Genomic DNA, 23,824 nt, shown 5'->3' with positions numbered 1-23,824 from the left:
CCCGCCCCCTGCCCTACCTGCTCAGGGCATCGCCTGTGCCCTCCAGCCCCGGCCCCGCCGCTTCCGTCCCCCACCGGCATCTCTTCCCGCCCCCACCGCCCTTCGCCCCCTGCCCCTTACTTCTCCCTCCCCGCCGCCTGCGCCCCCGCTGCCGCAGCCCCCGCCAGCGCCCCGGCGCCCTGTCCCCCCACCCCGCCCTTCATCACCTCCGCCAGCCACTTCCCCGCCCCCGCGCACGTCCCCGCCGCGCTGACCTCCCCTCCCCCGCGCCTCGCGTACGGCCCTGCCACGATCGCCACGTCGCTCCCTCGCGCGGCCCACGCGATCGGCCCGAGCGCCGGCCGCCGCCTGCACACCTTCCCGAAGCGCCGCTCGATCAGCTTCCCCGCCTCTGCCGCGTCACCCGCGCTGTCGAACCGCAGCCGCCACGCGAGCGCGACCTCTTTCCGCGACGGGTCTTCCGGGTCGTCCCGCCGCACCACCGCGAATCGATCCCCGCCCCACCCAGCCGCCGCGCCGATCGCCGCATCGCGGTGGGCATATGCCCCGAACGCGATACGCAGCGCCTGCTCGCCCATCACGTCGTCGAAGACCACACGAAACCCCGGGCCGAGCGCCGCGGCCGTCGGGACCGCCACCGCGACAGCGGGCTCGCGCGCGGCGAGCTTCTCGGGATGGAGCAGCTGCTCGGTGGTCTCCGGCAGCGCGCGCCAGACCGCATCCACCGAAGCCCATCCGCCCTCCCGGCGCAGCGCCTGCACGAACGCGAAGCCGTCCGTGTACGGCGCGCCCAGCGACTCCTGCAGCACGAGCGGCGTGTCGCCCACGGACGACAGCGCCGTCGACATCGCCACGAGCCTGCGGAGCATCGACTCGTCGACCTGGAACGCCGAGCCGACAAGCACGTCGAACATCGCGCTCATCGCCTCTCCCTCGACGAGCGCGTGTGTGGCCGCCAGGCGATCGCTGTCGCCGAGCTTGAAATCGAGCAACCTCCCCAGCGAGAAGCTCTGGTCCTGGAGCGCGTGGACGAGCTCGTGCGCCAGCGTCTCCTCGGCTTCGGCCTCGCTGAGATCGTCGACGAGGTACATCGTCGCGTCCTCCGGCTCGTAGAAGCCCGCGATGCGGCCCTCGAGCAGGCGGTACATCCCGGCGGTGAAGTCGTAGTCGGCCGGGATGAGCTCGAGCGCCGCGAGCACCTCGCGCTGGTGATCGAGCACGCCCTCGGGGATCTCTCGCTCCACGTGCGCGCGGACCCGCTCCAGGATCTGCCCGCGGGCGAGCACGCGGCTCCGCACCTCGCGGCGCACCGGCAGGCCCCGCGCCTTCGCCACGCGCGCGAGCACGCGCGCGATCTCGCCGTCGGTCAGGCGAGCCGCGTCCTCGTCGATCTCGCCCGCATCCACCGGGCCTGCGCCCCCAGCCGGCCGAGGCGCGGCTGACGCCGCAGGTAGCGTCGCAGTCGAGGCCTGCGCCCGCGGCGGCGCCGCAGGCGCGGCCGTCGGCGCGCACCCGGCGAGCACAGCCGCCCCGACCAGCCCGATCGCGCAGCGCCCCTGACCCACCGCGGCAGCGTCCTCGACGCGCCGGGTCACGACGGCTCCCTGGCGGGCGTGCGGAGCGCGCGGATCGCCTCGGCATACCGCGCGACGCGCTCGTCGAACGGCAGATCCTCGCCCCGCGCCACCGCACCGAACACCGCCGAGCCCGCGACGAGCGCCCGCGCCCCGGCGGCGATGACCTGCCCGGCGGTCGACGGGGCGACGCCGCCGTCGACCTCGAGCGCGATGTCCAGGCCTGCCTGGTCGATCGTCTGGCGCAGGCTCTGCAGCTTGGTGAGCGCCCCCGGGATGAACCGCTGGCCGCCGAACCCGGGGTTGACGCTCATCACCAGCACCAGACCGATATCCGCCATCACGTGCCGGATCGACTCCTCCGGCGTGTGGGGGTTCAGCACGACGCCAGGGCTCGCGCCTGCGTCCCTGATCTGCTGGAGCGTCCGGTGCAGGTGAGGCGACGCCTCGACGTGGACCGAGATGCGATCGGCGCCGGCGGCCGCGAACTCCGCGACGTAGCGCTCGGGCTCGACGATCATCAGGTGGACATCGAGGGGAAGACGCGTCGCGGCGCGAACCGCGCGAACGACGAGCGGCCCGATCGTGATGTTTGGCACGAACCGGCCATCCATCACGTCAACGTGGATCCAGTCGGCGCCAGCGGCCTCAGCGGCTCGTACTTCCTCCGCGAGACGACCGAAGTCAGCCGACAGGATCGACGGAGCGACGATGATTTTCTCGTGACGCACAGGGGTAGCGCTAGCAGGCGTGACGCGCGGCGGCTAGCCGAGCATCCACGAGCGCGCTTACGGGGAGGCCGGCGCGGCTGCTAGGCTGCGCAGGTCTTCGCGATGCGTTCGTGTCGTGCGCGCGGACGCTGCAGATCGAAGGCTGGGGATCCGAACCGTTCGAGTGAGGTGATGCATGGAGACACGGCCGCTGACGAAGCCCGACTACGACCGGATCGTGGGCGAGATCGATCGGTGGTGGGCAGGCCCGACCAGCGCGCTCGCGCACCCGATCTTCTTCTACGAGCTCGGCAGGCTCGCGCGCGTCGTCGAGGATCGCGGGCTGCTCGTCGGCTTCCTGCTCGGGTTCAGGTGCCCGGACGCGGCGATCGGGTACGTGCACCTCGTCGGCATTCACCCGGACTATCGCCGCCGCGGCGTCGGCAGGATGCTCTACGCGGCGTTCGAGGAGGACTGCCGCCGCGAGGGCTGCCGGCAGCTCAAGGCGATCACGACGCTGGGCAACGAGGGCTCGGTGCGCTTCCACGCCGCGGTCGGCTGGTCGGCGGCCGAGATCGAGGACTACGCCGGGCCTGGGCGTCCGCGGATCGTGTTCACCAAGGACCTCTAGTGCGGATCGCGCGGAGCACGGGCGTGTTGCGGCGTACGCTCTCGACGGGGTACATCTGCTCGGGACCGCGAGGTGGAGCGATGCGAGAAGGCGGGCATGTTCGCGACGTGGTGGTGGGCGTTGTCGGGTCAGCCGACAGGACGGTCGCCGCGGGCGCCCTCGGTGCATCCAGGTGAGCCATAACCCTTCGCTGATCACGCAGCTGCGCGAGATCGGGCTGTTCGGAGGCCTGGGCGATCACGTCCTCCAGGGCCTCGCCGACACCCTGGAGCTGCTCGATCTGGAGCCGGGCGCCGTCGCCTTTCGCGAGGGCGACAGCGGCCGCGAGATGTTCGTGCTGCTCTCGGGGGAGATGGAAGTGCTCAAGCGGTCGAAGCGCGACGTCGAGGCGCGCATCGCGGTCCTCGGGCCGAACGACTGGTTCGGCGAGATGTCGATCCTCGACGTGATGCCTCGCTCGGCGACCGTCCGGGCGATCGCCCCGTCGCGCTTGCTGCGCGTCACCGCGCACGATCTCGACGCCCTCTACCGGCGCGATCTCAAGTCGTACACGCTGCTGGTGCTGAACGTCGCGCGCGAGATGTCGCGCCGCCTTCGCGTGGCGGACAGCCTGCTCGCCGAGCTGGTAGCGAACATGCTCGACGAGTACGCGCGGCCGCGGCGACCCGGGATCTGAGCCGGCGCCGCCGCGTCAGTCGACGTCGAGCGCTCTGCCCGCGGGTGCCGGGCCCACCGGTCGCCTCATCCGCCGTCTGGACCGATCGCTCCACCGGCGCCGGCTTCGCCGCCCGCGCCGCCTGCACCACCGCCGCCGGCGTCGCCACTGTCGCCGGCTTCGCCGCCCACACCACCAGCGCCGGCTTCGCCGCCCGCACCACCAGCGCCGGCTTCGCCGCCCGCACCACCAGCGCCGGCTTCGCCGCCCGCACCACCGTCGCCCGCTTTGCCACCCGCGCCGCCCGCACCACCGGCGCCGACTGGGTTGGCCGGTTCGCCCCCCGTGCCGGTTCCGCCGGTGCTAGCGGCCCCAGTCGAACTGGACCCAGTCGAACTGGCGCCGTTCGAACCGGCCGCGTCTGGCGGCAGGAGGCCACCGCCGCCCGCGCCGTCGTCTTCGCCGGGATCGCCGGCGGCGACGCCCCCTCCTGCGCCGGTCGCGCCGAGGTCTTCGCAATCACCGCACCCGATGCCCCCCTCGGCGGGAGGCTCCGGTTGTGGATTGAACACACAGCCCGCAAGGACGACCCCGAACACAAGGACGACAAGCTGGCGCATAAGCTCCCTCCTCATAGCACCCTGCGCATGTCCCTGCCCGCTTGTGCGGCGCCCTCGTCCGCGGGAACGCTGCGTCGAGCGCGATCCGTCGGCTGCTTCTCGCTCGCTCTTACCGCCGGGCCGACGCCGCCGTCAGGCCCGGGCCGCGTGCTCCTTCAGCCGCATTCCACGGCTCCGGCGCCTCCAGCGCCGCCCACACCGCAGGGCTCGCCGCCGGCGCCGCCGGCGCCGCCGGCGCCGCCCGCGCCGCCCTGGCCGCCCGCGCCGCCCGCGCCGCCCTGGCCGCCCGCGCCGCCCTCGCCCCCTCCAGCGCCGCCCTGAGCGCCCGCGCCGCCGTGGCCGCCCGCCGCGCCCCCATCGCCAGCGCCGCCGCCCGCACCCGAGGCCTCCCCGCTGCCAGCGCTGGTCCCTGCCGCCGTGTTGCCGGCGCCCGTGCCACCCGAACCTGAGCCGCCGACCGCCGCACCGGTCGACGACGACCCGGAGGGATAGGGATCCCTGTCATCGAACGGCGGTTCAGGCTGCGGGTTGAACGAGCATCCAACCGCGAGGAGCAGGGGGAGGAACAGCAGGCTTCGCATGGCGGGTACGCCGAGTATGGCAATCAACATGCCACGTGAAAATAGCCAGAAAGCGCCTTGCTCGGTCCGCCGTCGACGCGGTGCTCAGGCACACTCTGGCACGCCGCTCGGGCGGTTGGATCCGGCACTTCCCTCCGCGCCACGACCCGCGCGGACCGTCCGCTGCGGGTGTCCCCCCTGGTGTCCACGGCGGCAGCTCGCGGTATCGTGCGGCGTGATTTCGGAAGACCTGGGGAACGTCGCATCGCGGCTCGACGAGGTGCGGCGCCGGATAACGAGCGCCGCCGCGCGGGCAGGGCGCGGGCCAGAGGAGGTCCGGCTCATCGCCGTGTCCAAGGGGAAGCCCGCGGAGGCCATCCGCGCCGCCTACGCCGCCGGGCAGCGCGATTTCGGCGAGAACTACGCGCAGGAGCTCGTCGAAAAGGCCGAGGCGCTCGGCGATCTCGACGGGCTCGTGTGGCACGCCATCGGCCAGCTCCAGAGGAACAAGGCGAAGCTCGTCGCGCGCGTCGCGCACGTCGTGCAGTCGGTCGACCGGGAGGAGCTCGCCGTGGAGCTCGATCGGCGCGCGGCCGCGCTCAACCGCACCCTCGACGTCCTGATCGAGGTGAACGTCGGCGGCGAAGCCTCGAAGGGCGGCTGCGCCCCCGACGATTTCGCGCCGCTCCTCGCCGCGATCACCCGGTGCGCACACCTCCGGCCGATCGGCCTCATGACCATCGCGCCGTTCCTCGAGGACCCAAGCGACGTCGTGCCGTTCTTCGCGCAGCTCCGCGCCCTGCGCGACGCGCACGGCGGCCGGGCCGTGCTGCCCGAGCTCTCGATGGGCATGTCGCACGATTTCGAGGCAGCCATCGCGGAAGGCGCGACGTGGGTCCGCGTCGGCACCGCCATCTTCGGAGCCCGCGGATGACGGCGACGTCCGCCGCGTCGCGCCTCGGCGCGGCCTTCCCTGGCGGTGGCGTCGCGCGCGGCGCCACGTTGGCTACGTGCGCGCTGCTCGCGCTCGCGTGCGGGCCGGGCGCGATGCCCGCGTCGGTGCGCCACCCGCTCGTCGGCAGCGCCGCGCCGGAGTTCCACGCAGAGTCCACGGCGGCGGTCACCGTCGGCGTGCCCGGCACGCGCAGGACGCGGGTCACCGTGATCGACTTCTGGGCGTCCTGGTGCGCGTCGTGCAGCCGGACCATGCCGGCGCTCGACCGGCTCTGGCGCGACCGCAAGGCGGACGGGGTCGCCGTGATCGGCGTGAACGTCGACGACTCGGAGGCCGCCGCGGAGGCCGCCGCCCACGAGCTCGGCGCGACGTTCCCCATCGTCGCGGACCTCGATCAGCGGCTCTCCGGGACCTACGGCGTCGCGCAGGTCCCCCTCACGTTCGTGGTCGACGGCGCGGGCACCGTGCGCTGGGTCGGGCACGATCCGGCGAGCGCGCGCCGCGCCGTCGAGGTCCTCCTCTCGGAGCGCCCCGCGGGCGCGCGGTCGGTCTTCGAATGAGCGCGCCCCGGGGCGGCGGCGGCGCGCGACGGCGGCCCGCGGGCGACGAGCCGACGCTCTTCGACGCCGCCCGGCAGCGGGAGCCGGAGCTCAGGGCCGCGGTGCCCCTCGCCGAGCGCATGCGCCCGCGCTCGCTCGAGGACATGCTCGGCCAGGCCCACCTCCTCGGCGAGGGCAAGCTGCTCGCTCGCGCGATCGCGGCCGACCGGATCCCCTCCATGATCCTGTGGGGCCCGCCGGGCGCCGGAAAAACCACGCTGGCGCGCGTCGTCGCGCACACGACGAACGCCCGCTTCGTCCCCTTCAACGCCGTGCTGGGCGGCGTGCCGGAGCTCCGCGAGATCCTCGCCCAGGCGCGCACCGCGCGCTCCTACGAGGGCAAGCGGACGATCCTGTTCGTCGACGAGATCCACCGCTTCAACAAGGCCCAGCAGGACGCCTTCCTCCCGCACGTCGAGGACGGGACGATCACGCTCATCGGGGCGACCACCGAGAACCCCTCGTTCGCGGTCAATGCGCCGCTGCTCTCCCGATGCAAGGTCTTCCGGCTCCAGGGCCTCGACGCCGCGGAGCTCGTCGAGCTCCTGCGCCGCGCCCTCGAGTCGCCCGCCGGGCTCGCCGGCGCGATCGCCGCCGACGACGACGCGCTCTCGGCGATCGCGGCGCTCGCGCAGGGCGACGCGCGCAGGGCGCTCACCACGCTGGAGATCGCCGCGGACGAGGCGGGGCGGGCGGGCGCCTCGACGATCACGCGCGAGCTCATCGCCGGCGCGAGCGAGCACAAGACGCTGCTCTACGACAAGGCCGGCGAGGAGCACTACAACGTCATCAGCGCCTTCATCAAGTCGATGCGCGGCTCCGATCCCGACGCCGCCGTCTACTGGCTGATGCGCATGATCGAGGCCGGAGACGACCCGCTCTTCCTGCTGCGCCGGATGATGATCTTCGCCTCCGAGGACATCGGCAACGCCGACCCCCGCGCGCTGGAGATCGCCGTCGCCGCGGACGCCGCGTTCCGGCGCATGGGGATGCCGGAGGGGCTCTACCCGCTCACGCAGGCGGCGCTCTACCTCGCCACGGCCCCGAAATCGAACGCCTGCAAGGCCGCCTGGCAGTCGGCGCAGGCCGCCGTGCGCGAGCACGGCGCGCTCCCGGTCCCGCTCACGCTGCGCAACGCGGTCACGCGGCTGATGCGCGACGAGGGCTACGGCGAAGGCTACCGCTACGCGCACGACGAGCCGGGCGGCGTCGCGCGGGGCGAGGCCTACCTCCCCGAGCCGCTCGCGGGCAGCCGGTTCTACGAGCCGACCGATCGCGGCTACGAGCGGACCATCGGCGAGCGCCTCCGCCGGATCCGCGGCGAGGGGGAGGGCGAGGGCGGCTGAGGCGCGGCGACGGCCGAGCCGTCACGGCGTCACGCGTCGTCGTCGTCGCCGCCGCCCGCGCCGGCGAGCGCCTGCTGGAGCTCGCTCAGCGCGTGCTGATCTCCCTTGCTGCGCGCGGCCCCGATGCCGTCGACCAGCCAGGCGCGCCCCTCGTCGAGGCGGCCTGCCTTCACCAGCATCGTCCCGCACATGAGGTACATCGGCACGTACGCCGGATCCATCGCCCGGAGCGCGCCGAACGTGGCGAGCGCGTCGTCGTGGCGCCCTTGCCCCGCGTACTCCAGCGCGAGCGCGTACCAGTGGAACGGATCCTTCGACCCATCCCGGGTCATCTTCTCGAGCATCAGCAGCCGCTTGCTCACGTCGCCTCCACAACCCCGATGAACGGCAGGTTCCGATAGCGCTCGGCCCAGTCGAGCCCGTAGCCGACCACGAATTTGTCCTCGATCGTGAAGCCCAGGTAGTCGATGGGCACCTCGACCCGCGCGCGCGCCGGCTTGTGCAGGAGCGCGCAGACCTTCACGCTGTTCGGCATCCTCGTGCGGAAGAGCTGGAGCAGGTGCGAGATCGTGAGGCCCGTATCCACGATGTCCTCGATGAGGAGGATGTCCTCGCCCTCGATCGGGCGGGTGAGGTCCTGCGTGATCTGGACGACGCCTGTCGAGGCCGTGCCCTCGCCGTAGCTGCGCACGCCGAGGAACTCGACGCGCACCGGCAGGTGGATGTGGCGCGCGATGTCGGCGGTGAACACGAAGCTCCCCTTGAGCACGGAGACGAGCACGAGCCGGCGCTCCGCGTAGTCCCGGGTGATCTGCGCGCCGAGGTCGCGCACGCGAGCGCCGATCTGTTCGGCGGACAGGAGCGTCCGGACATTCGCCATGCCGCCCGCTAACATCGCGGCGCCCGCGCCACCAGCGCCGAGGCGGGCCCGCCGTCGCAGCGCGTTGCGATCCCATGTCGTGCGGCTGGTGTCGCGCGGTCGCTCTGCTGCTGCCCGGGTCGAAACTGGGTTAGTCTCTGCGCCTCCCGCGATGCCGCTCCCTTCTCTGCCCGACGCGCCCCCGCACCTCACCTCGCGCACGCCCCTGGCCGTCCGCTTCTGCGAGACGGATCTCATGGGCATCGTCCACCACGCGAACTACGTCATCTACCTGGAGGCCGGCCGCATCGACTGGCTGAAGCGCCGCGGCCTCTCCTACGAGGAGATGGTGCGGCGCGACCTTCACCTCGCCGTCGCGGAGCTGCGGATCAAGTACCGCCAGGCCGCGCGGTTCGGCGACGACCTCGTGGTCGAGACGACCTGCCGCGAGGTCCAGCGCGTCACCGCGCGCTTCAGCTACCGGATCCTCCGGGGCGAGGACGTGATCTGCGACGGCGACATCCTCCTCGCGTGCCTGGGCTCGAACCTGACGCTGACGCGGATCCCGGACGACATCGTCCAGCTCCTGGCGAGCCCCGAGACGACGGCCGATCGCTAGGGCGAGGGGACGCCGTCCTCGCTTCCGCCGCCGTCCGCCGCCCCGCTTCAGCCGCCGTCCGCCGCCTCGGCCCCGCTGCGCACGATGCGCGCCGGCATCTCGACCGTCTGCGGCGGCTCGATGCGCTCGCCGAGGAACGTGCGCCACTGGACGACGTAGCGCCCGCGCAGGGGCCCGATCACGTAGCGCTCGCTCGCCTGCGGCACGGCGACCGCGGGGATGCCGTCGACGAGCAGGTAGAGCAGCGCGTCCGTCTGGTTGACCGCGACGAACCCCTCGCCAGGCGCGCCCGGGTCGACGCTCGCGGGCAGCTGGAGCGGCTCTGCTCGGATGGCCGCGAGCTCGTCGCGCGTCAGGAAGACGCCGCCCTGCGCCGACGGGAGCCCGGCGGCGGCGTACGCGGCGCTCGGGGGCGGCATGAGCATGTCGGTCGAGATCAGGTCCGTTCGCCGGGCGATCGACGTGACCTCGAACGCGACGCCGCCGCCGCCTTGCCAGGCGTAACTCGCGTAGAGCGGCACCTCGCCGGCAACGCACTCGGGCGACTTCGGATCCACGCCGAGGATCTCCAGCAGCGCCCGGCAGAGCAGCGGCCCCCCGTCGCCGGCCTCGGTGACCCTGCCGAGCTCGACGTACAGCGTGCCGAGGCTCCCGTGCACCTCGACCTTGCGGACGTCGATCTCGAGCCGCTTGCCGTCGCCGACAGGACGCGCCGAGCCCGTCGACAGCGGCGTCACGTCGACGCGCCGCTCGCCGAGGAGCGTGCGGAGCGCCCCCGGCGGCACGACCCGGTACTGGGTCAGGGACGGCCAGAGCAGCACCTCGCCGTACACGTCGTGGCGCGCGCGGAGCTCGGAGCCCGCGGGCAGCGGGAGCGCGCGCGACGTGAACTGGACCCGCATCCGGCCCGTCTCCGCGAGCTCGACCTTCCACGTCAGCTCGGTGAGCTTCTGCGCCGCGTGGATCCCGGAGGCCGCCACCTCGGGCGCCTTGGGGGGCTGCGGCACGTCGCGGAAGCGAAAGGCCGCCTCGAGCGTGACGCCGGGGAGCTCGCGGGGCGAGAGCGCGTCGTCCGGCAGGGGGGTGGCGGGCGAGAGCGGCAGCGGCGACTGCGGGCTCGCCTCGGACATGATGAGCCGGCCGTAGTCGTCGGCGATGATCTTCGAGGTCGCCTCGGCGGCGGAGGCGTCGTTCAGGTCCGGCGTCTCGTTCGCGAGCGGCGCGGGGAGGATCCTCGCGTTCGGGCTCGCGCCGGCCTCCACGGGATCGACGGGCGGGTGGCGCGACGGCTCGCACCCGGCGGCGGCGAGCAGCAGGAAGGCCGCGGCGGCGCGCGCGGCGATCACGGCTCCAGCTCGAACGTGTGGATGACGCGCACGCGCGCGTCGAGCGGCGGCGGGTCGGGCGCGCACTGCGTGTCCAGGAAGACCGCGGTGCAGCGGGGATGGCAGCCCAGGAGCAGGTTGCAGTTGGCCGCCTCGTTGTCGAACACCGCGATGACCCGCCCGAGCCGCGAGAGCTGCGGCGCGACGCTCCGCTTGAACTCGGTGTCGGGCATCTCGAACCTCGGCTTCACGACGAGCTCCGTGCCGATGACCCCGATGGGGAAGCCGAGGTCGCGCAGGCTCGCGAACGAGCCGAGCGCCATCTTCGGCAGGTCGCGGCCGGTGAGGTACACGAGGGTCGCCCCCGCCGCGTGGCAGTCGCGCGCGTACTGGCTCGCGCCCGGCACCTCGACGTCGTGCCGGATGTGCGGATCGTTGAAGAAGCGGGCCCTCCAGAAATCGAACGCGTGCAGGTGGAGCGCCTCGTCGTGGACGCCGAGCTGCCGCAGGTTGTCCTGGAACCCGTACACGATGCCGTCGGGCGACGCGCGCTCGAGGAGGGCGGCGGCGTACGGGTGCTTGCGGCGCCACTCCTCCGCCAGCTCATGGAGGATCGCGACCACCCGCGGCCGGTTATCCATGAGGGTGCCGTCCAGATCGAAGACGATCACGGGGGGCCCCTCCGACCGATCGGCCGCGCGCTCGACGATGGATCTCAGGAGCCGCGTCCGCTCGAGAGGGACGAGGCGCTTCTCGTGAAACAGCGTGCTCAAGGTCGTCGCGCCGTGGAAACGCGCACCGTCCGCGCGGCTCCTCGGGCCGGAACCCTAGCGCGAACTCGCCCTCCCCAGAAGCGACGGCGCCCCCACCCCTTCGCCGGGCCCTGCGGATCTGCGTAAGTGTGCAGAAATATCCTACATTGTTGGCCTAGTCATTCCGTTCTTCGTAGGATTTTCCAAATCGGGACCCGTCGAGGCTCCGAAGGAAGGCCCATGCAGAACCGCATCAAGACCGCTCTGGCCCTGGCGATAGCGCTGACCGCCGTGGTGGGCTGCTCGAAGACCCCTCGCGATCGTCTGCAGGGGCGCTGGTATGGCGATGCCATCGAGAACGCCCCTGTGGATCAGCTCACCAAGGCGACCGGATGGGTGAAGGGAACAGCGCTCGAGTTCAACGGCAGCAAGGTGACGGTGACCGTGCCCGCGGAGACGCCGCGCAGCGGCACCTTCAAGGTGACGAAGGCGGACGGCGATCAGATGACCGTCGCTTTCCTCCGCCCCGAGGGCGGGCTCGATGAGGCGGCGTTCCGCTTCGCCACGGATCAGACGCTGCGCTGGGAGATCGGCGACGGCCGCGCCATCGTGCTGACGAAGGCGAAGAACTGAGCTCGGCCGGCGCCGCGCCATCCGGCGCCGCCGCCGAGCACCGCTGCCGGGCGCTCGCTCCGGGCGCCTCCGCCGGCGCCCCGGGCGAGCGCCCGGCCGTCTATCGCCGCACCCGCTCCCTCCGCACCCGCGTGAGCCACCGCGCCTCGCCGCGATCGCCGTCCCGCGCGAGCAGCACCACGACATCCTCCGAGAGCGGCCCGGTGAGGCGCCGCCGCGCTTCCTCGATGGAGCGCACCTCGACGCCGTTCACGGACAGGAGCCGATCGCCGGGCTCGATGCCGGCCTCCTCGGCCTCGCTCGCCGGGGGCACCGACACCACGGTCACGGTCTTTCGCTCCTCGCCGAGCGTCACCGCCAGGCTCCCTGCGCCCTTCGGATCTTGCCGCGCGCCGTCTCCTGGCAGCGCGATCCTCACGCGTTCGGTCGTCCTGCCGGCCCGGACCTGCACCGGCTGCGACTCGGCGCGCCCGAGATCCGCGCTGTACGCCTCGATGACCGCCGTGCCTTCGGGCAGCCCGCCGAGCTGGAACCGCCCGTCGCGGTCGGTGGTCACGACGCCCGGCGGGAGCGGGCCGAGCGGCAGGTACGTCGGCACGCGGTCGCGCGCGACGCGGGCCCCCGCGACCGCGTCCCCGCGCTGATCGACGACCTGGCCGGCGACCTCTCCCGCCTCGGACAGGTCGATGCGTCCGAGGTCCGTCGGGCGATCGGGATCGCCGGCGATCGTCACCCGCAGCGTCGCCGGCGCGTACCCGTCGCGGCTCACCGTCACGCGGAACTGGCCCGGGGCGAGGTCGGCGAGCGTGAAGGCGCCCTCCGCGTCGCTCGTGGCGCGCCGCGGCCCGGTCGTCGAGAACAGCGTGATCCGCGCGCCCTCGAGCCGCTCCCGCCCGCCGCGCCCGGTCACGGTGCCGGTCGCCTTGAGGGCGGCGCCCATCTCGAGCCGCAGCTCCTTCGGCGCGGCGTCGACCTGCTCGACGCGCGGGGACTTGCCGGAGCGCACGAGGCTTACCCGGAGCGGCAAGCCGGCGGCGTCGGGCAGCAGCGCGTCGCCGTCGTCGTCCGTGAACAGCGTCTTGCGGAGCGGGACGGCCACGTCGAGCGAGAGCACGCGCACCTCCACGCGATCGAGCGGGTAGCCGCGATCGTCGGCGACGTGGATGGCCACCGCCTCGCGCACCTTCGGAAGGACGACCTCGATCTCCTTGCGATCGCGCTCCGGCACCTCGACGACGAGCCGCGCCACGACGTCGCCTGGCGACTCGGCTCGGGAGACCGAGACGAGCACCTCGTCGGGGACCGCGGCGAAGGCGAACGTGCCGTCGTCCGCGGAGTACGTCACCCGCTCGAGCGAGCCGGCGGTCGCGGCCAGCTCCACGCGCGCGCCGGCGACCGGCTTGCGGTCCTCCTCGAGGACGCGGCCCTCGATCAGGCCGCCCTGGCGCATCACCACGCGCACGTGGGCCTCGCCGCCCGGCTGCAGGGTCACGATCTCGCTGGGCGTCTCGACGTACTCCGGGTGCCGAACGATGGCGTGGACGCGCCCGGGGGTGACGGGCTCGGCCCGGAACGTGCCATCGGCGCGCGTGACCCACGGCTCGCCCGACCGCACCGAGGCGGCCGGCAGGACCGCGTCGCCATGCGGCAGGTCCGGGATGGGGCCCGGCATGACCCCGAGCTCGCCCGCGGGGATCAGCGGCGCCGGGCCGGGCAGGGCGCGCTCGAAGTGCTCGTCCCTGAACTCGGACATCGCGGTGGTCTCGTCGATGGGCATCCCCTCGGCGTCGGCGCCCACGACCTCGATCGTCGCGCCCGGGACCGGGTAGCCGCGGTCGTCGACGACCTCACCCACGAGCGCGCCGCCGCGGAGCAGGGGGATGCGCACCTCGGTCGCGCCCGCGTCGACCTGCACGGCGTTCCTCGGCACGAAGCCCGCCGCCAGGGCCGAGGCGCTCGCGTACCCCGGCGCGATGGGCCCGAGCGTCACGGACCCGTCGTCGCCCGTGCGGCCGTGCAGCGGGAACGCCGACAGGCCCTGCTCGACGAGCACGACGTTCGCGGCCTTCACGGGCGGCGCGTCCTCGCCGTCGCCGTCGGTCACGAGGAGCCGCACGTGGCGGCCGGGCCCGAGGACGAGCTTCACCTCCTTGCCCTCGCCGCGCCTCACGGGCACGGCCAGCGCGGTCGCGCTCACGGCGGCGCCGCGCCGGGCCTTGAGGTCGTACACCCCGTCGCGGAGCCCGGCGATCCGCGCGGCGCCCGTCGCGTCGGTGGTCGTGCTGCGCGCTGGCCACAGCCCGGTGCCGGCGGCGAGCACGGTCGCGCCGTCGGCCGGCTGCCCCTCCGCGTCCACCACGCGGACCGTGAGGGCGCCGAGCCGATCCATGCGGAGCCTGAGCGGCGCCGGCCCGGGCACGATGCCCGTCCGCACGGTGTCCTCGAAGCCGAGCGCCGACGCGCGGACGACGTAGGGCGCCGCCCCGAGCCGATCGAACCGCGCGCGGCCGCCTTCGGCGGTGGTCGCCGCGAAGGGGAGGGGATCGGCGGTCGCGACCGTCACCTCGGCGCCGTCGATCGGGCGCTCGGCCTCGTCGACGACCAGCACGTCCAGCACCTTCGCGGGCCGCAGCACGAGGTCGACGGCGCGGGGGCCTGGCTCGAGCGCGACGCGGGTCGAGGCGCGGGCCCGCTCCGCGCCGTACGCCATGATCCAGGCCTCCCCGGACGGCAGCCCGGCGAAGCGAGCCTCGCCCGAGGGATCGGTCTTCAGCTCGCCCGCGAAGTAGGCGCGGTCCTCGCGCATGGCGAAGACGCGCACGGTGGCGTCCTTCAGCGGGCGCCCCTGCTCGTCGCGCACGGTGGCGGTGAGCTCTGCCGCGCGCCCTTCCACCCACGCGGGCACCGGCGGCGCCGGGATCGGCGCCCGCGGCAGGAACCGCGGCCCCAGATCGCGCAGCGTGGTCGCGGCGAGGAAGCAGACCAGCGCGGCGATCGCCGCCAGGACGGTATCGAGCCGCGACCGGCGATCGGCCCGGTCGCCTTCCGCTGCGGGTTGCTTGTCCTGTTCCGCTGCGGGTTGCTTGTCCTGCTCGGCCACGGCCTGGATTTCTACTCCGGATCCGTGAAAACGCCGAACGTCCCGCCGCCGTTCCCGCCGCCAGCGCCTGATCGCGCGGCGCCGCGCCGGCGTCCCGAGATCAGGCCTGGCGGCCGCGGTGCAGCTCGATCACGGCCTGGATCTCCTCCTCGGACAGGATGTGATCCGTCGCCTTGGCCTTCGCCAGGATGGCGTCGACGAGCTCCTTCGAGGGCTCGATCTTCCGCTGCCGGAGCCAGTAGTTCACGTTGGAGGCCCCGGACATGTAGCCCACGCAGATCTCCTGCTTTCGCCCGAACATGCCGGCGGGGACGCCGGAGTAGATCCGGTCGGCCATCCAGGAGTCGCCCTTCGACTCGGCCTTGATGATGGCCGCCGCGTGCACGCCGGTCGCCGTGCGGAAGGCGTCCCGTCCGACCAGGGGATAATTGATGGGCACCTCCCAGCCGACCGCCTGCGCGGCCGTCGTGCAGTACTCGAGGAGGTGGGTGAGGTCCTGGTGCTCGAGGAGGCCGAGGAGCTTCATGTTGAGCAGGATGAGCTCCATCGCGGCGTTGCCGACCCGCTCGCCGATCCCGAGGGCGGTGCCGTGCACCCGGTCCGCGCCGAACTGGAGCGCCCAGATCGCGTTCTCGAGCGCGAGGCCGCGATCGTTGTGGCCGTGCCAGTCGATGCCGACCGACGCCCCGGCCCCCGCGACGATGGCCCGCGTGAAGTTGATGAGGTTGCGAACCCCGTCCGGCGTCGCGTGCCCGACGGTATCGCACAGGCACAGCCGGGACGCGCCGTGATCGATGGCGACCTTGAAGAGCGTCGCCAGCACCTCGGGGCGCGAGCGCGTCGTGTCCTCCGTGACGTAGGCGACGGGGAGCCCGGCCTTCACGCCCGCGTCGATCGCCGCGGCGCTCCGCTGCGCGATGAGGTCGACGTCCCACGCCTCCGCGAGCTGGCGGATCGGGCTCGATCCGATGAAGGCGTAGATCTCCACAGGGATCCCTGCGCGCTGGGAGATCTCGATCATGGGCGTGATGTCCGAGACGACCGTGCGGCCCGCGCAGGCGACGCGGAGCGGCAGGTTGTTGTCGGCCACCTCCCTGCACATCCGGAGCACGTCCTCGAACGCCCGCTGCGAGCTGCCGGGCAGGCCGACGTCGGCGATCTGGATACCGATCTTGGCCATCAGGTGGAGCAGCTTGAGCTTGCTCTCGATGTTCGGATCGGCGACCGAAGGGTTCTGCAGGCCGTCGCGCAGGGTCTCGTCGAAGAAGCCGATGTTCTCCGGGATGACCCGCCCGGCGCGACCCACCTCGTTCCAGTCGTAGGTCAGCTCGGTCGGGCGGTTACCGGAGGCAGCGATCGCCATGCACTATTATAGTGCGCCGCGCTCGACGCCGGGCCTGAAGCGAAGCTTTTCCGGGGCGCTCGACATGACGCACGGCGCAGGTGGAGACGGGCGATCGGTCGCGCGCTGCGGTGCGCTGGCCCTGCGCGCCCGGCAAGCCTAAGCTTGCGCCCACGACGATGTGGCAATCCCTACCTGAGTTCGGGACCGGCGTCCTTTACGCCATTCTGGTGACCGCGGCGTATACCTTCGCCGTCGGGCTCGCGTCGGCGCGCGGGCGGCCGCGGCTGCTCCAGGCGGCGCGGCTCGGCGCGTACGGCACGATCGCGCTGGTCGGCCTCGCGGTGCTCGTGCTGGCGTACGCCTTCGTCAGCCACGATTTCCGGATCGCCTACGTCGCGCAGTACAGCGACCGGTCCATGAGCACGCCGTACCTCATCGCGGCGCTCTGGGGCGGGCAGGACGGCTCGCTGCTCTGGTGGATGTTCCTGACCGCGCTCTTCTCGGGGGGCTGCGTCGTCTGGCTGCAGCGCCGGTATCTGGAGCTCCAGCCCTACGTCATCGCGACGCTGATGAGCGTCCTGATCTTCTTCGCGGCGCTGATGATCTTCGCGGTGAACCCGTTCCGGACGAGCGTGGCGGGCGCCCCGCTCGACGGCAACGGGCTGAACTACCAGCTGCGCAACTTCTACATGATCATCCACCCGCCGAGCCTCTACATCGGCTTCACGAGCGCGGCGGTCCCGTTCGCGTTCGCGATCGCCGCGCTCGCCACGGGCCGGCTCGACAGCGAGTGGATCGTGGCGACGCGCAAGTGGATGCTCTTCTCCTGGCTGTTCCTCTCCATCGGCAACGTGCTCGGGATGCTGTGGGCTTACGAGGAGCTCGGCTGGGGCGGCCCGTGGGCCTGGGATCCGGTCGAGAACGCCGCGTTCCTCCCGTGGCTCACCGCGAGCGCCTACGTCCACTCGACGATGATCCAGGAGCGCCGCGGCATGCTGAAGGTGTGGAACATCTCGCTCATCTGCGGGACGTTCTTCCTCACCATCTTCGGCACCTGGCTCACGCGGTCCGGCCTCATCGCGAGCGTCCACTCGTTCGCCCAGTCCGGCATCGGCATCTGGTTCGTCGGCTTCATGGCCGTGATCCTGGCCACGTGCACCGCGCTGATCGTCTACCGCCTGCCGCGGCTGCGCAGCGACGGGCAGTTCGAGTCGATGCTGTCGCGCGAGGCCGCGTTCCTCTTCAACAACTGGGGCTTCTTCAGCATCATGATCTTCATCGCGGTCGCGACGGTGTGGCCGCGCATCAGCGAGTGGCTGCTCGACCAGAAGTCGACGCTCGGGCCGACGTTCTACAACATGTGGCTGCCCCCGATCGCGCTCGTGGTCTTCCTGCTCATGGGCGTCGCGCCGCTGCTCGGGTGGCGGAAGACGTCGCCGGAGCTCTTCCGGAAGAGCTTCCGCTGGCCGGTGCTGGCCACGGTCGTCACGGTGGCGCTCCACCTGACGCTCGGGAAGAGGGTGGGCTTCGCCCCGTTCGTCGCCGTGGACCCGATCTACCCCGGCCAGCTCGGCGACGCGCTCGCGAAGCTCGCGTCGACCTACCCGTTCTTCACGGTGGCCATCGCCGCGTTCAACATCGCCGTGGTCGCGCAGGAGTTCGCCCGCGGCATCGCGGCGCGGCAGAAGCGCGGGAAAGAGCCGCTCTTCACCTCCTTCTACAACCTGATCGCCAGGTCACGGCGCCGCTACGGCGGCTACATCGTGCACGTCGGCATCGCGGTGATGTTCCTCGGGTTCGCCGGTCGCGCGTGGGGCGTCGACAAGGAGATCAGCCTCCACCCGGGCGAGTCCGTGCAGATCGAGGAGTACCGCCTCACCTACGCCGGCCCGCGCATGGAGGTCGACAGCGAGAAGCGGATGGTCTTCGCCGACCTCGACGTCGAGCGCCACGGCGCGCCGATCGGCCGGATCAGCCCCGCGAAGTTCATCTACAAGGCGTCCCCGGAGGCGCCGTCGACCGAGGTCGCGCGGCACATCACCGTCAAGAACGACCTCTACGTGATCATCGGGATGGCGAACCCCCAGACGAAGGTCGCTTCGTTCCAGATCCACGTGAACAACCTGATCTCGTTCATGTGGTTCGGCGCGGGCATCCTCATCCTGGGGGCGCTCGTCGCGATGTGGCCTGACATCGCGCTCGAGGAGGCCGGCGCGTTCGGTTATGTGCGGGCGGCGGGGTCCGTCACCGCGTCCGTCGTGTTCGCCTTCCTGCTCGCTGGCGGCGCGTCGCAGGCCTACGGGCGCCCCGCCCAGGAGGGGCTCGGGCGGCCCGTCTTGGTCGCGCCCGGCGCGGCGGACGGCGACGTCCGCGCCCCGGGCTCGGGCGCGTCGGTTGATTCCGGGCGGTCGCCCGCGATCGGTGCCATGCTCCCGACCGCTGCCGAACCGAGGCAGCCGGCGTTCGAATGAGCCGCACGCGAAGACTCATCCAAGGCATCACCCTCCTCGTCGCGGGCGCCCTCGCCCTCGTCGTCCTGCTGCGCTCGCCGGAGTTCGCCCACAGCCAGCAGCTCGGCGAGGGGATGCAGCGCTCGGGCGTCGTCGGAATCGCGAACGACATCGAGCGCAAGCTCTTCTGGAGCCTGATCTGCACGTGCGGCTGCCCGCGCGAGACCCTCGGGACGTGCACGTGCGGCACCGCGCACGAGCGCCGCGACCAGCTCCGCGCGGCGCTCGCGTCGGGGCTGTCGATCGAGGCGATCCAGGCCGCCTACGCCGAGCGCTACGGGGCGGAGGCGCTGGCCGTGCCGCCGAACAAGGGGAGCCAGCGGCTGCTCTACCTCCTCCCGCTCGGCGCCATCGTGGTCGGCGCGGGCATCGTCGTCGCGACGCTCCGCCGATGGAAGCGGCGCAGCGACGAGGCGGGCGCCGCCGGCCAGCAGCGATCCGCGAAGGGCGTTGTCCCCGGCGCCCGTGACGATTACGACGACAAGCTCGACGAGGAGCTCAAGAGCCTGGACCGCGAAGACCGCGAATGAGCGCCGAACAGCCCGCCAAAAGCGCCACCTCGGCCACGGCCGACGAGACCGTGACCCGGGGTACTGACTCGCCGCTGGAGCGGCAGATCGTGCACTACGCCCGCTTCGGGGCGCCGCTCGCGGCGCTCGTCGGCGCTGGCATCGCGGGGCTCGTCGCCGGGCCGCCCGCGGCGATCCTCGTGCTCGCGGGCGGCGCGCTCGTCGCCGTCATCGCCATCTTCTGGGCGAGCCTCCGCGTGCTGATCGGGGAGACGCCGCTGAGCGGCGCCGACGCGTACGCGATCGGCGCGCCGCGCGCGGAGGAGGAGCAGAAGCAGGCTGTCCTGCGCGCGCTCAAGGACCTCGAGTTCGAGCGGAGCGTCGGGAAGATCAGCGATGAGGACTACGCCGAGCTCGTCGCGAAGTACCGCGCCGAGGCGAAGCGGCTCCTCCGCCTGCTGGACGCCGACGCGCAGCCGCGGCGCGAGCAGGTCGCGGCGCTCGTGGCGAGGCACCTCCAGCGCGCCGGGCTCCAGGACGACGGCGCGCCCAGGGAGCCGGACGAGGCCGCGGCGACGGCGGAGCCCGCGGCGACGCAGGGCGTGGCGTGCGGGGAGTGCGGCACGCTGAACGACGAAGACGCGGTGTTTTGCAAGAAGTGCGGGACGAAGCGCGCGCTCGGCGCGCCTCAGGACGACCCGGCTGCGACGGACGACGCCGCGGCCAGCGTCGATGAGAACGACCGCAGGAGGGCCTCGTGATGCGCTGGACCGGGTGTACCGCGCTCGCCGCGATCGCCTCGCTGAGCATCACCGCCGCGCAGGCGGTGCAGGCGCAGCCGGCTGCGTCGGCGCAGCCCGCGGCGGTGGACGCAGGCGCGCCCGACGCTGCGAGCGAGCTCCCGCCGGGGCATCCCGAGGTGGGGCAGGGGCTGCCTTCGGGCCATCCGCCGGTGGGAAAGCCTCCCGCGGCAGATGCGGCCTCCCGGCGCACCTCGGAGCAGCTGACGGGCCTGTTCGATGCGCCCGAGGACACCGTCCAGGAAGACACAGGGCTCCCGCCCGGCGTCCTCGTGCTCACCGTGCAGGACGCGGATGGGAACCCCGTCCCTCGCATCTCCGTCGACGTCGACATCTTGCAGAGCTCGGTGGCGAAGGGCGACTCGCGCGAGCGCATCAGCCGAGAGACGGACGACGCGGGCACCGTCCGGCTCGAGAACCTCGCGATCGCCGGCGGCACGAGCTACGGCATCTCGGTCACGCGCGACGGCGGAACGTTCTCGATCCCGCATTTCGGGCTCAGCGCCGAGGCCGGAAAGCGGGCTGTGCTCCACGTCTACGATGCCACGCCGAACGTGAGCGGCCTGATGGTCGGGACGCAGGGCATCGTCTACCTCCAGCTCCGGCAAGACTCGATCTCGGTGGAGCAGCTGTTCCAGGTCTTCAACCTCGGCCGCGTCGCCTGGCTGCCCAACGAGACGTTCGCGCTCCCGCGCGACTACAAGGCCTTCAACAAGACCGAAGGCATGGGCGAGGAGATGCGCTTCGACGAGGTCAAGGGCACCGGCGTGGCGCTGCGCGGCACCGTGAGCCCTGGCCGGCACGAAGGGCAGTTCCGCTGGCAGGTCCCGCTCCATGACGAAGAGCGCCAGACGATCCGCATCGAGCTGCCGCCGCGCATGGCCCAGATGCGGGTGATGGCCGAGGCGTCGAAGTCGATGACGCTGAACGTCGCCGGCTTCCCCGCGGCCCAGCGCACCCAGAACCGGGACGGGAAGAAGATCCTGATCACCGAGATGCAGGGCGTCCGCACGGAGGGCGGGATGAAGGTCATCGAGATCACGCTCGGTGGTCTGCCGACGCCGGGCGTGGGCCGGTGGATCGCGCTGGTGCTGGCCGGCGCGACCGTGATCGGCGGGGCCGCGCTGAACCTGGTCCGGCGGCGCGACCAGGACCGCGGGCCCGACGACGAGGAGCGGCGGGAGCTGCTCGAGGCGCGGAACGCGCTCCTCGACGAGTTCGTCGAGCTCGAGCGCGCGCGGAAGCGGGGCGACGTCGGCCCGAAGACGTACGATCGCGTGCGTGCGGCGCTCCTCGACGCGCTCGCGCGCATCGTGGCCATGATCGAGGCCAGGCCGGCGCGCGGGAAGGCCGCTGGCGCGCGCGAGGCGGCCGGCGCGCTCAAGGTCGACGCCGGATCGCCGCGCTCCTGAGGGGTGGGGGCAGCACCGGACGTCGGGCGGATGCCGCGGTGGAAGGCCGGTCTCGCCGCGGGCGCGGCCCTCCTGATCGGCGCCATCGTCGCGCTGGCGCTCCATCGCGCGGAGCCGCCGGCGCGCTGCGCGCCGGGGATGGTCGCGCTCGGCCCGCGGTGTTGCGGCGAAGGCCAGCGCCTCGATGACGCCGGCCGCTGCGCAGGCGCGCCGGGGCGATGCAGCGCCGGCCTCACGGTCACGGCCGCTGGCTGCGTCGCGCCGGGCGCGGCCGTCCGCATCGCCTCCGGGACGCTGCGCCTCGGGCCAAGCGACTGGGAGGCGCAGGGCATCGTCGACCCGCGCGCGGTGTTCGTCCCGGCGTTCTCGCTCGACGCGTTCGAGATCACCGAGCAGCGCTACGCCGCTTGCGTCGAGGCCGGCGCGTGCGCCCCGCTCCCGCTGCGCGGCGAGCCCGGGGTCCCCGTCACGGGCGTCACCCTGGCCGAGTCGGCTCGGTATTGCGCCTTCGCGGGCGGGGCGCTCCCCTCACGTGATCAGCTCGCCTTCGCCGCGGCGGGCGACGCGGGCCGGCGGTACCCGTGGGGAGACACCGGCGCGGTCTGCCGGCGCGCCGCCTTTGGCCTGCGAGCGGGCCCGTGCGGCTGGGGCGCGACGGGCCCCGAGCTCGCCGGCTCGCGCCCCGACGGCGCCGCCGTGCACGCCGGCGGTCGGGTGTTCGATCTGGCCGGCAATGTTGCCGAGTGGGCGGCCCCTGATCCGCTCGAGGGCGAGTTTTCGGGAACTCACGGCGGATCATGGACGGATGGGGCCGCGGCGGCGCTCCGCACCTGGAATCGTCGCCTTGTCCCGGTATCCATCCGAGCGCCGGATCTCGGCTTCCGGTGTGTCTATCCACCGTAGCGCTCGCAAGCGCGCCCCGCTCCGCGGCGGGCGGGTGGGGGAGGGGACGGGGTGGGGGGACAAACGGGGTAGGGGGACAAAACCACCCCGCTTTCCGACCTCAAAACAATCCGGAAACGCGCTCCGGCGGCGCCGGATGGAGTTAGAGTCCCGAGTCCCAATGGCTGTCGCGCTTCTCTCGATCGGGACCGAGCTCACCCGGGGCGAGATCATCAACACCAACGAGGCCTGGCTCGCTGCCGAGCTCACCGCAGCGGGCTTCACGGTCAGCGAATCCAGCACCGTCGACGATGACGTCGATCGCATCGTCGCCGCGGTCCGCCAGCTCGCGAGCGCGCACCGGTTGGTGATCGCCACCGGCGGCCTCGGCCCCACGACCGACGACCTCACCGCGCGGGCCGCGGCGCGCGCGATGGGCACCGACCTCGTGCGCGACGAGAGCACGCTGCTCGCCATTCGCCGGCGCGTCGAGAGCCGGGGCAAGACGATGAACGCGGGCCACGAGAAGCAGGCCGAGGTCCCCGCCGGGTCGGAGATCCTTCCGAACTCCTCCGGCAGCGCGCCCGGCTTCGGCATCCACCTGGGCGAGTCCACCGTGTTCTTCCTCCCGGGTGTGCCGCGGGAGATGAAGAGCATGTTCGCCGAGCAGGTGCTGCCGCGCGTGCGGCCGGCTGCGCCGAACAACACCTTCCAGGTCCGCCTCCGCACCTATGGTCTTCCCGAGTCCACGCTGGGCGAGCTCCTGAAGGGTGTGGAGGAGGCCCATCCCGGCATCACGCTCGGCTACCGCGTGCACTACCCGGAGGTCGACGTGAAGGTCCACGCCCGCGCCGCCACGCAGTCGATGGCGCACGAGCTGGCCCTGAAGGCGACGGCCGATGTCCGTGAGCGGCTCGGCACCGCCGTGTACGGGGAGGGGGGCGACGCCTTCCCGGAGATGGTCGGGCGTTCCGTGCGCGCCCGTGGCTGGAGGCTCGCCGTGTCGGAGTCGTGCACCGGCGGTCTGATCTCCCACCTGCTCACCAGCTATCCGGCGAGTGACTACCTGGTCGGCGCCGCGGTCACCTACGCGAACAGCGCCAAGACGCGGCTGCTCGGCGTCGCGGAGGACACCCTGCGCGGCCACGGCGCGGTGTCGGCCGAGGTCGCCGCCGAGATGGCGCAGGGCGTCCGCCGCCTCTGCGAGGTCGACGTCGCCATCTCTGTGACGGGCATCGCCGGCCCGACGGGCGGCACGGCGACCAAGCCGGTGGGCCTCTGCTACTGGGCCGTGTCGCACCCCGGCGGCCTCGTCGTGCGCGACCGGGTGTTCTCGGGGGATCGCGAGGAGGTCCAGCTCGGCGCCGCCTACGCCGTCCTGGACCTCCTCCGCCGCATCGCCGGCAATCTCCCTGAGCGCTGACGCAG

23 protein-coding genes are annotated in these 23,824 nt (G+C 72.8%); 13 read left to right on the top strand and 10 right to left on the bottom strand.

The features are described from left to right. Window positions 1-116 precede the first annotated feature (116 nt). Both WMF39_RS44310 and rpe read right to left on the bottom strand, forming a co-directional pair. Window positions 117-1,595: a hypothetical protein gene (locus WMF39_RS44310; protein ID WP_437742453.1), complete on the bottom strand. Its 1,479-nt coding sequence runs from the start codon at window positions 1,593-1,595 to the stop codon at window positions 117-119. After that, window positions 1,592-2,305 (bottom strand): ribulose-phosphate 3-epimerase, encoded by a 714-nt coding sequence (gene rpe, locus WMF39_RS44305; protein WP_437742452.1) that lies wholly within the window; start codon window positions 2,303-2,305, stop codon window positions 1,592-1,594. The genes WMF39_RS44310 and rpe overlap by 4 nt, the downstream gene beginning before the upstream one ends. A gap of 175 nt (window positions 2,306-2,480) precedes the next feature. Between rpe and WMF39_RS44300 the strand changes: the two genes are divergently transcribed. Both WMF39_RS44300 and WMF39_RS44295 read left to right on the top strand, forming a co-directional pair. Then, window positions 2,481-2,915, top strand: coding sequence for an N-acetyltransferase family protein (locus WMF39_RS44300; RefSeq protein WP_437546919.1), 435 nt, complete (start codon window positions 2,481-2,483; stop codon window positions 2,913-2,915). A 172-nt stretch (window positions 2,916-3,087) separates the two neighbouring features. After that, the gene (locus WMF39_RS44295; RefSeq protein WP_437742451.1) at window positions 3,088-3,591 is read left to right on the top strand and encodes a cyclic nucleotide-binding domain-containing protein; all 504 of its coding nucleotides are present in this window, start codon (window positions 3,088-3,090) and stop codon (window positions 3,589-3,591) included. 65 nt (window positions 3,592-3,656) lie between these two features. Here the strand turns inward: WMF39_RS44295 and WMF39_RS44290 are convergent, their stop codons facing one another. After that, the gene (locus tag WMF39_RS44290; protein ID WP_437742450.1) at window positions 3,657-4,190 is read right to left on the bottom strand and encodes a hypothetical protein; all 534 of its coding nucleotides are present in this window, start codon (window positions 4,188-4,190) and stop codon (window positions 3,657-3,659) included. Window positions 4,191-4,345: 155 nt separating this feature from the next. Beyond that, entirely contained in the window at window positions 4,346-4,771 is a 426-nt protein-coding gene (locus WMF39_RS44285; protein ID WP_437742449.1) for a hypothetical protein, read from the bottom strand. A gap of 214 nt (window positions 4,772-4,985) precedes the next feature. Between WMF39_RS44285 and WMF39_RS44280 the strand changes: the two genes are divergently transcribed. Genes WMF39_RS44280 through WMF39_RS44270 form a run of 3 tightly spaced genes read left to right on the top strand, consistent with a single transcriptional unit; the run spans window position 4,986 to window position 7,650 of the window. Then, window positions 4,986-5,684 carry a YggS family pyridoxal phosphate-dependent enzyme gene (locus WMF39_RS44280; RefSeq protein ID WP_437742448.1) on the top strand — a complete coding sequence of 233 codons (699 nt, stop codon included), beginning with the start codon at window positions 4,986-4,988 and terminating at the stop codon, window positions 5,682-5,684. Continuing rightward, complete coding sequence (locus tag WMF39_RS44275) at window positions 5,681-6,265, top strand: TlpA family protein disulfide reductase (protein WP_437742447.1); 585 nt, start codon at window positions 5,681-5,683, stop codon at window positions 6,263-6,265. The genes WMF39_RS44280 and WMF39_RS44275 overlap by 4 nt, the downstream gene beginning before the upstream one ends. Continuing rightward, window positions 6,262-7,650 (top strand): replication-associated recombination protein A, encoded by a 1,389-nt coding sequence (locus tag WMF39_RS44270; RefSeq protein WP_437742446.1) that lies wholly within the window; start codon window positions 6,262-6,264, stop codon window positions 7,648-7,650. The genes WMF39_RS44275 and WMF39_RS44270 overlap by 4 nt, the downstream gene beginning before the upstream one ends. A 29-nt stretch (window positions 7,651-7,679) precedes the next feature. Here WMF39_RS44270 and WMF39_RS44265 read toward each other — a convergent pair whose 3' ends face one another. Then, window positions 7,680-8,012: a tetratricopeptide repeat protein gene (locus tag WMF39_RS44265; protein ID WP_437742445.1), complete on the bottom strand. Its 333-nt coding sequence runs from the start codon at window positions 8,010-8,012 to the stop codon at window positions 7,680-7,682. Further along, window positions 8,009-8,530, bottom strand: coding sequence for a hypoxanthine phosphoribosyltransferase (gene hpt, locus WMF39_RS44260; protein WP_437742444.1), 522 nt, complete (start codon window positions 8,528-8,530; stop codon window positions 8,009-8,011). The genes WMF39_RS44265 and hpt overlap by 4 nt, the downstream gene beginning before the upstream one ends. Window positions 8,531-8,681: 151 nt before the next feature. Between hpt and WMF39_RS44255 the strand changes: the two genes are divergently transcribed. Next, window positions 8,682-9,128: an acyl-CoA thioesterase gene (locus WMF39_RS44255; protein WP_437295991.1), complete on the top strand. Its 447-nt coding sequence runs from the start codon at window positions 8,682-8,684 to the stop codon at window positions 9,126-9,128. A gap of 47 nt (window positions 9,129-9,175) precedes the next feature. Here the strand turns inward: WMF39_RS44255 and WMF39_RS44250 are convergent, their stop codons facing one another. Both WMF39_RS44250 and WMF39_RS44245 read right to left on the bottom strand, forming a co-directional pair. Next, entirely contained in the window at window positions 9,176-10,474 is a 1,299-nt protein-coding gene (locus tag WMF39_RS44250; RefSeq protein WP_437742443.1) for a hypothetical protein, read from the bottom strand. After that, a complete protein-coding gene (locus WMF39_RS44245; RefSeq protein ID WP_437742442.1) occupies window positions 10,471-11,226 on the bottom strand; it encodes an HAD family hydrolase in 756 nt (251 codons plus the stop codon). The genes WMF39_RS44250 and WMF39_RS44245 overlap by 4 nt, the downstream gene beginning before the upstream one ends. A 219-nt stretch (window positions 11,227-11,445) precedes the next feature. On the opposite strand from WMF39_RS44245, the gene WMF39_RS44240 reads away from it, so the two are divergent. Continuing rightward, window positions 11,446-11,838 carry a hypothetical protein gene (locus WMF39_RS44240; RefSeq protein ID WP_437742441.1) on the top strand — a complete coding sequence of 131 codons (393 nt, stop codon included), beginning with the start codon at window positions 11,446-11,448 and terminating at the stop codon, window positions 11,836-11,838. A 100-nt stretch (window positions 11,839-11,938) separates the two neighbouring features. Here WMF39_RS44240 and WMF39_RS44235 read toward each other — a convergent pair whose 3' ends face one another. After that, a complete protein-coding gene (locus WMF39_RS44235) occupies window positions 11,939-14,938 on the bottom strand; it encodes a carboxypeptidase regulatory-like domain-containing protein (RefSeq protein ID WP_437742440.1) in 3,000 nt (999 codons plus the stop codon). Window positions 14,939-15,038: 100 nt separating this feature from the next. Beyond that, on the bottom strand, window positions 15,039-16,301 hold the full coding sequence (locus WMF39_RS44230) for a LeuA family protein (RefSeq protein ID WP_437742439.1): 1,263 nt from the start codon (window positions 16,299-16,301) through the stop codon (window positions 15,039-15,041). Between the two features lie 158 nt (window positions 16,302-16,459). Here WMF39_RS44230 and WMF39_RS44225 point away from each other — a divergent pair, with 158 nt between their 5' ends. The 6 genes from WMF39_RS44225 to WMF39_RS44200 all read left to right on the top strand — a co-directional run bounded on the left by WMF39_RS44225 (window position 16,460) and on the right by WMF39_RS44200 (window position 23,819). Next, on the top strand, window positions 16,460-18,754 hold the full coding sequence (locus tag WMF39_RS44225) for a heme lyase CcmF/NrfE family subunit (protein ID WP_437742438.1): 2,295 nt from the start codon (window positions 16,460-16,462) through the stop codon (window positions 18,752-18,754). Further along, on the top strand, window positions 18,751-19,323 hold the full coding sequence (locus WMF39_RS44220) for a cytochrome c-type biogenesis protein (protein ID WP_437742437.1): 573 nt from the start codon (window positions 18,751-18,753) through the stop codon (window positions 19,321-19,323). The genes WMF39_RS44225 and WMF39_RS44220 overlap by 4 nt, the downstream gene beginning before the upstream one ends. Then, window positions 19,320-20,063 (top strand): hypothetical protein, encoded by a 744-nt coding sequence (locus WMF39_RS44215; RefSeq protein ID WP_437742436.1) that lies wholly within the window; start codon window positions 19,320-19,322, stop codon window positions 20,061-20,063. The genes WMF39_RS44220 and WMF39_RS44215 overlap by 4 nt, the downstream gene beginning before the upstream one ends. Then, a complete protein-coding gene (locus WMF39_RS44210; RefSeq protein WP_437742435.1) occupies window positions 20,060-21,514 on the top strand; it encodes a carboxypeptidase-like regulatory domain-containing protein in 1,455 nt (484 codons plus the stop codon). Before WMF39_RS44215 ends, WMF39_RS44210 begins: the two co-directional genes overlap by 4 nt. A gap of 30 nt (window positions 21,515-21,544) precedes the next feature. Beyond that, window positions 21,545-22,417: a formylglycine-generating enzyme family protein gene (locus WMF39_RS44205; protein ID WP_437742434.1), complete on the top strand. Its 873-nt coding sequence runs from the start codon at window positions 21,545-21,547 to the stop codon at window positions 22,415-22,417. A 160-nt stretch (window positions 22,418-22,577) separates the two neighbouring features. Next, the gene (locus WMF39_RS44200) at window positions 22,578-23,819 is read left to right on the top strand and encodes a CinA family nicotinamide mononucleotide deamidase-related protein (protein ID WP_437742433.1); all 1,242 of its coding nucleotides are present in this window, start codon (window positions 22,578-22,580) and stop codon (window positions 23,817-23,819) included. The last annotated feature ends 5 nt before the right edge of the window (window positions 23,820-23,824 follow it).

The sequence above is a fragment of the Sorangium sp. So ce1504 genome, from assembly GCF_051521635.1.
In the GTDB taxonomy this organism is placed as follows: Bacteria; Myxococcota_A; Polyangia; order Polyangiales; family Polyangiaceae; genus Sorangium; species Sorangium cellulosum_B.
Note: the sequence above shows the minus strand (reverse complement) of the source record. Positions and strands in the feature narration are given on the sequence as shown.

What these genes read in the sequence shown, in the direction of transcription:
- WMF39_RS44285 (WP_437742449.1), bottom strand. Translation starts at nt 4,771, where the DNA reads ATGCGAAGCCTGCTGTTCCTCCCCCTGCTCCTCGCGGTTGGATGCTCG.
- hpt (WP_437742444.1), bottom strand. Translation starts at nt 8,530, where the DNA reads ATGGCGAATGTCCGGACGCTCCTGTCCGCCGAACAGATCGGCGCTCGC.
- WMF39_RS44300 (WP_437546919.1), top strand. Translation starts at nt 2,481, where the DNA reads ATGGAGACACGGCCGCTGACGAAGCCCGACTACGACCGGATCGTGGGC.
- WMF39_RS44215 (WP_437742436.1), top strand. Translation starts at nt 19,320, where the DNA reads ATGAGCGCCGAACAGCCCGCCAAAAGCGCCACCTCGGCCACGGCCGAC.
- WMF39_RS44230 (WP_437742439.1), bottom strand. Translation starts at nt 16,301, where the DNA reads ATGGCGATCGCTGCCTCCGGTAACCGCCCGACCGAGCTGACCTACGAC.
- WMF39_RS44270 (WP_437742446.1), top strand. Translation starts at nt 6,262, where the DNA reads ATGAGCGCGCCCCGGGGCGGCGGCGGCGCGCGACGGCGGCCCGCGGGC.
- WMF39_RS44200 (WP_437742433.1), top strand. Translation starts at nt 22,578, where the DNA reads ATGGCTGTCGCGCTTCTCTCGATCGGGACCGAGCTCACCCGGGGCGAG.
- WMF39_RS44255 (WP_437295991.1), top strand. Translation starts at nt 8,682, where the DNA reads ATGCCGCTCCCTTCTCTGCCCGACGCGCCCCCGCACCTCACCTCGCGC.
- WMF39_RS44205 (WP_437742434.1), top strand. Translation starts at nt 21,545, where the DNA reads ATGCCGCGGTGGAAGGCCGGTCTCGCCGCGGGCGCGGCCCTCCTGATC.
- WMF39_RS44240 (WP_437742441.1), top strand. Translation starts at nt 11,446, where the DNA reads ATGCAGAACCGCATCAAGACCGCTCTGGCCCTGGCGATAGCGCTGACC.
- WMF39_RS44275 (WP_437742447.1), top strand. Translation starts at nt 5,681, where the DNA reads ATGACGGCGACGTCCGCCGCGTCGCGCCTCGGCGCGGCCTTCCCTGGC.
- WMF39_RS44220 (WP_437742437.1), top strand. Translation starts at nt 18,751, where the DNA reads ATGAGCCGCACGCGAAGACTCATCCAAGGCATCACCCTCCTCGTCGCG.
- WMF39_RS44290 (WP_437742450.1), bottom strand. Translation starts at nt 4,190, where the DNA reads ATGCGCCAGCTTGTCGTCCTTGTGTTCGGGGTCGTCCTTGCGGGCTGT.
- WMF39_RS44225 (WP_437742438.1), top strand. Translation starts at nt 16,460, where the DNA reads ATGTGGCAATCCCTACCTGAGTTCGGGACCGGCGTCCTTTACGCCATT.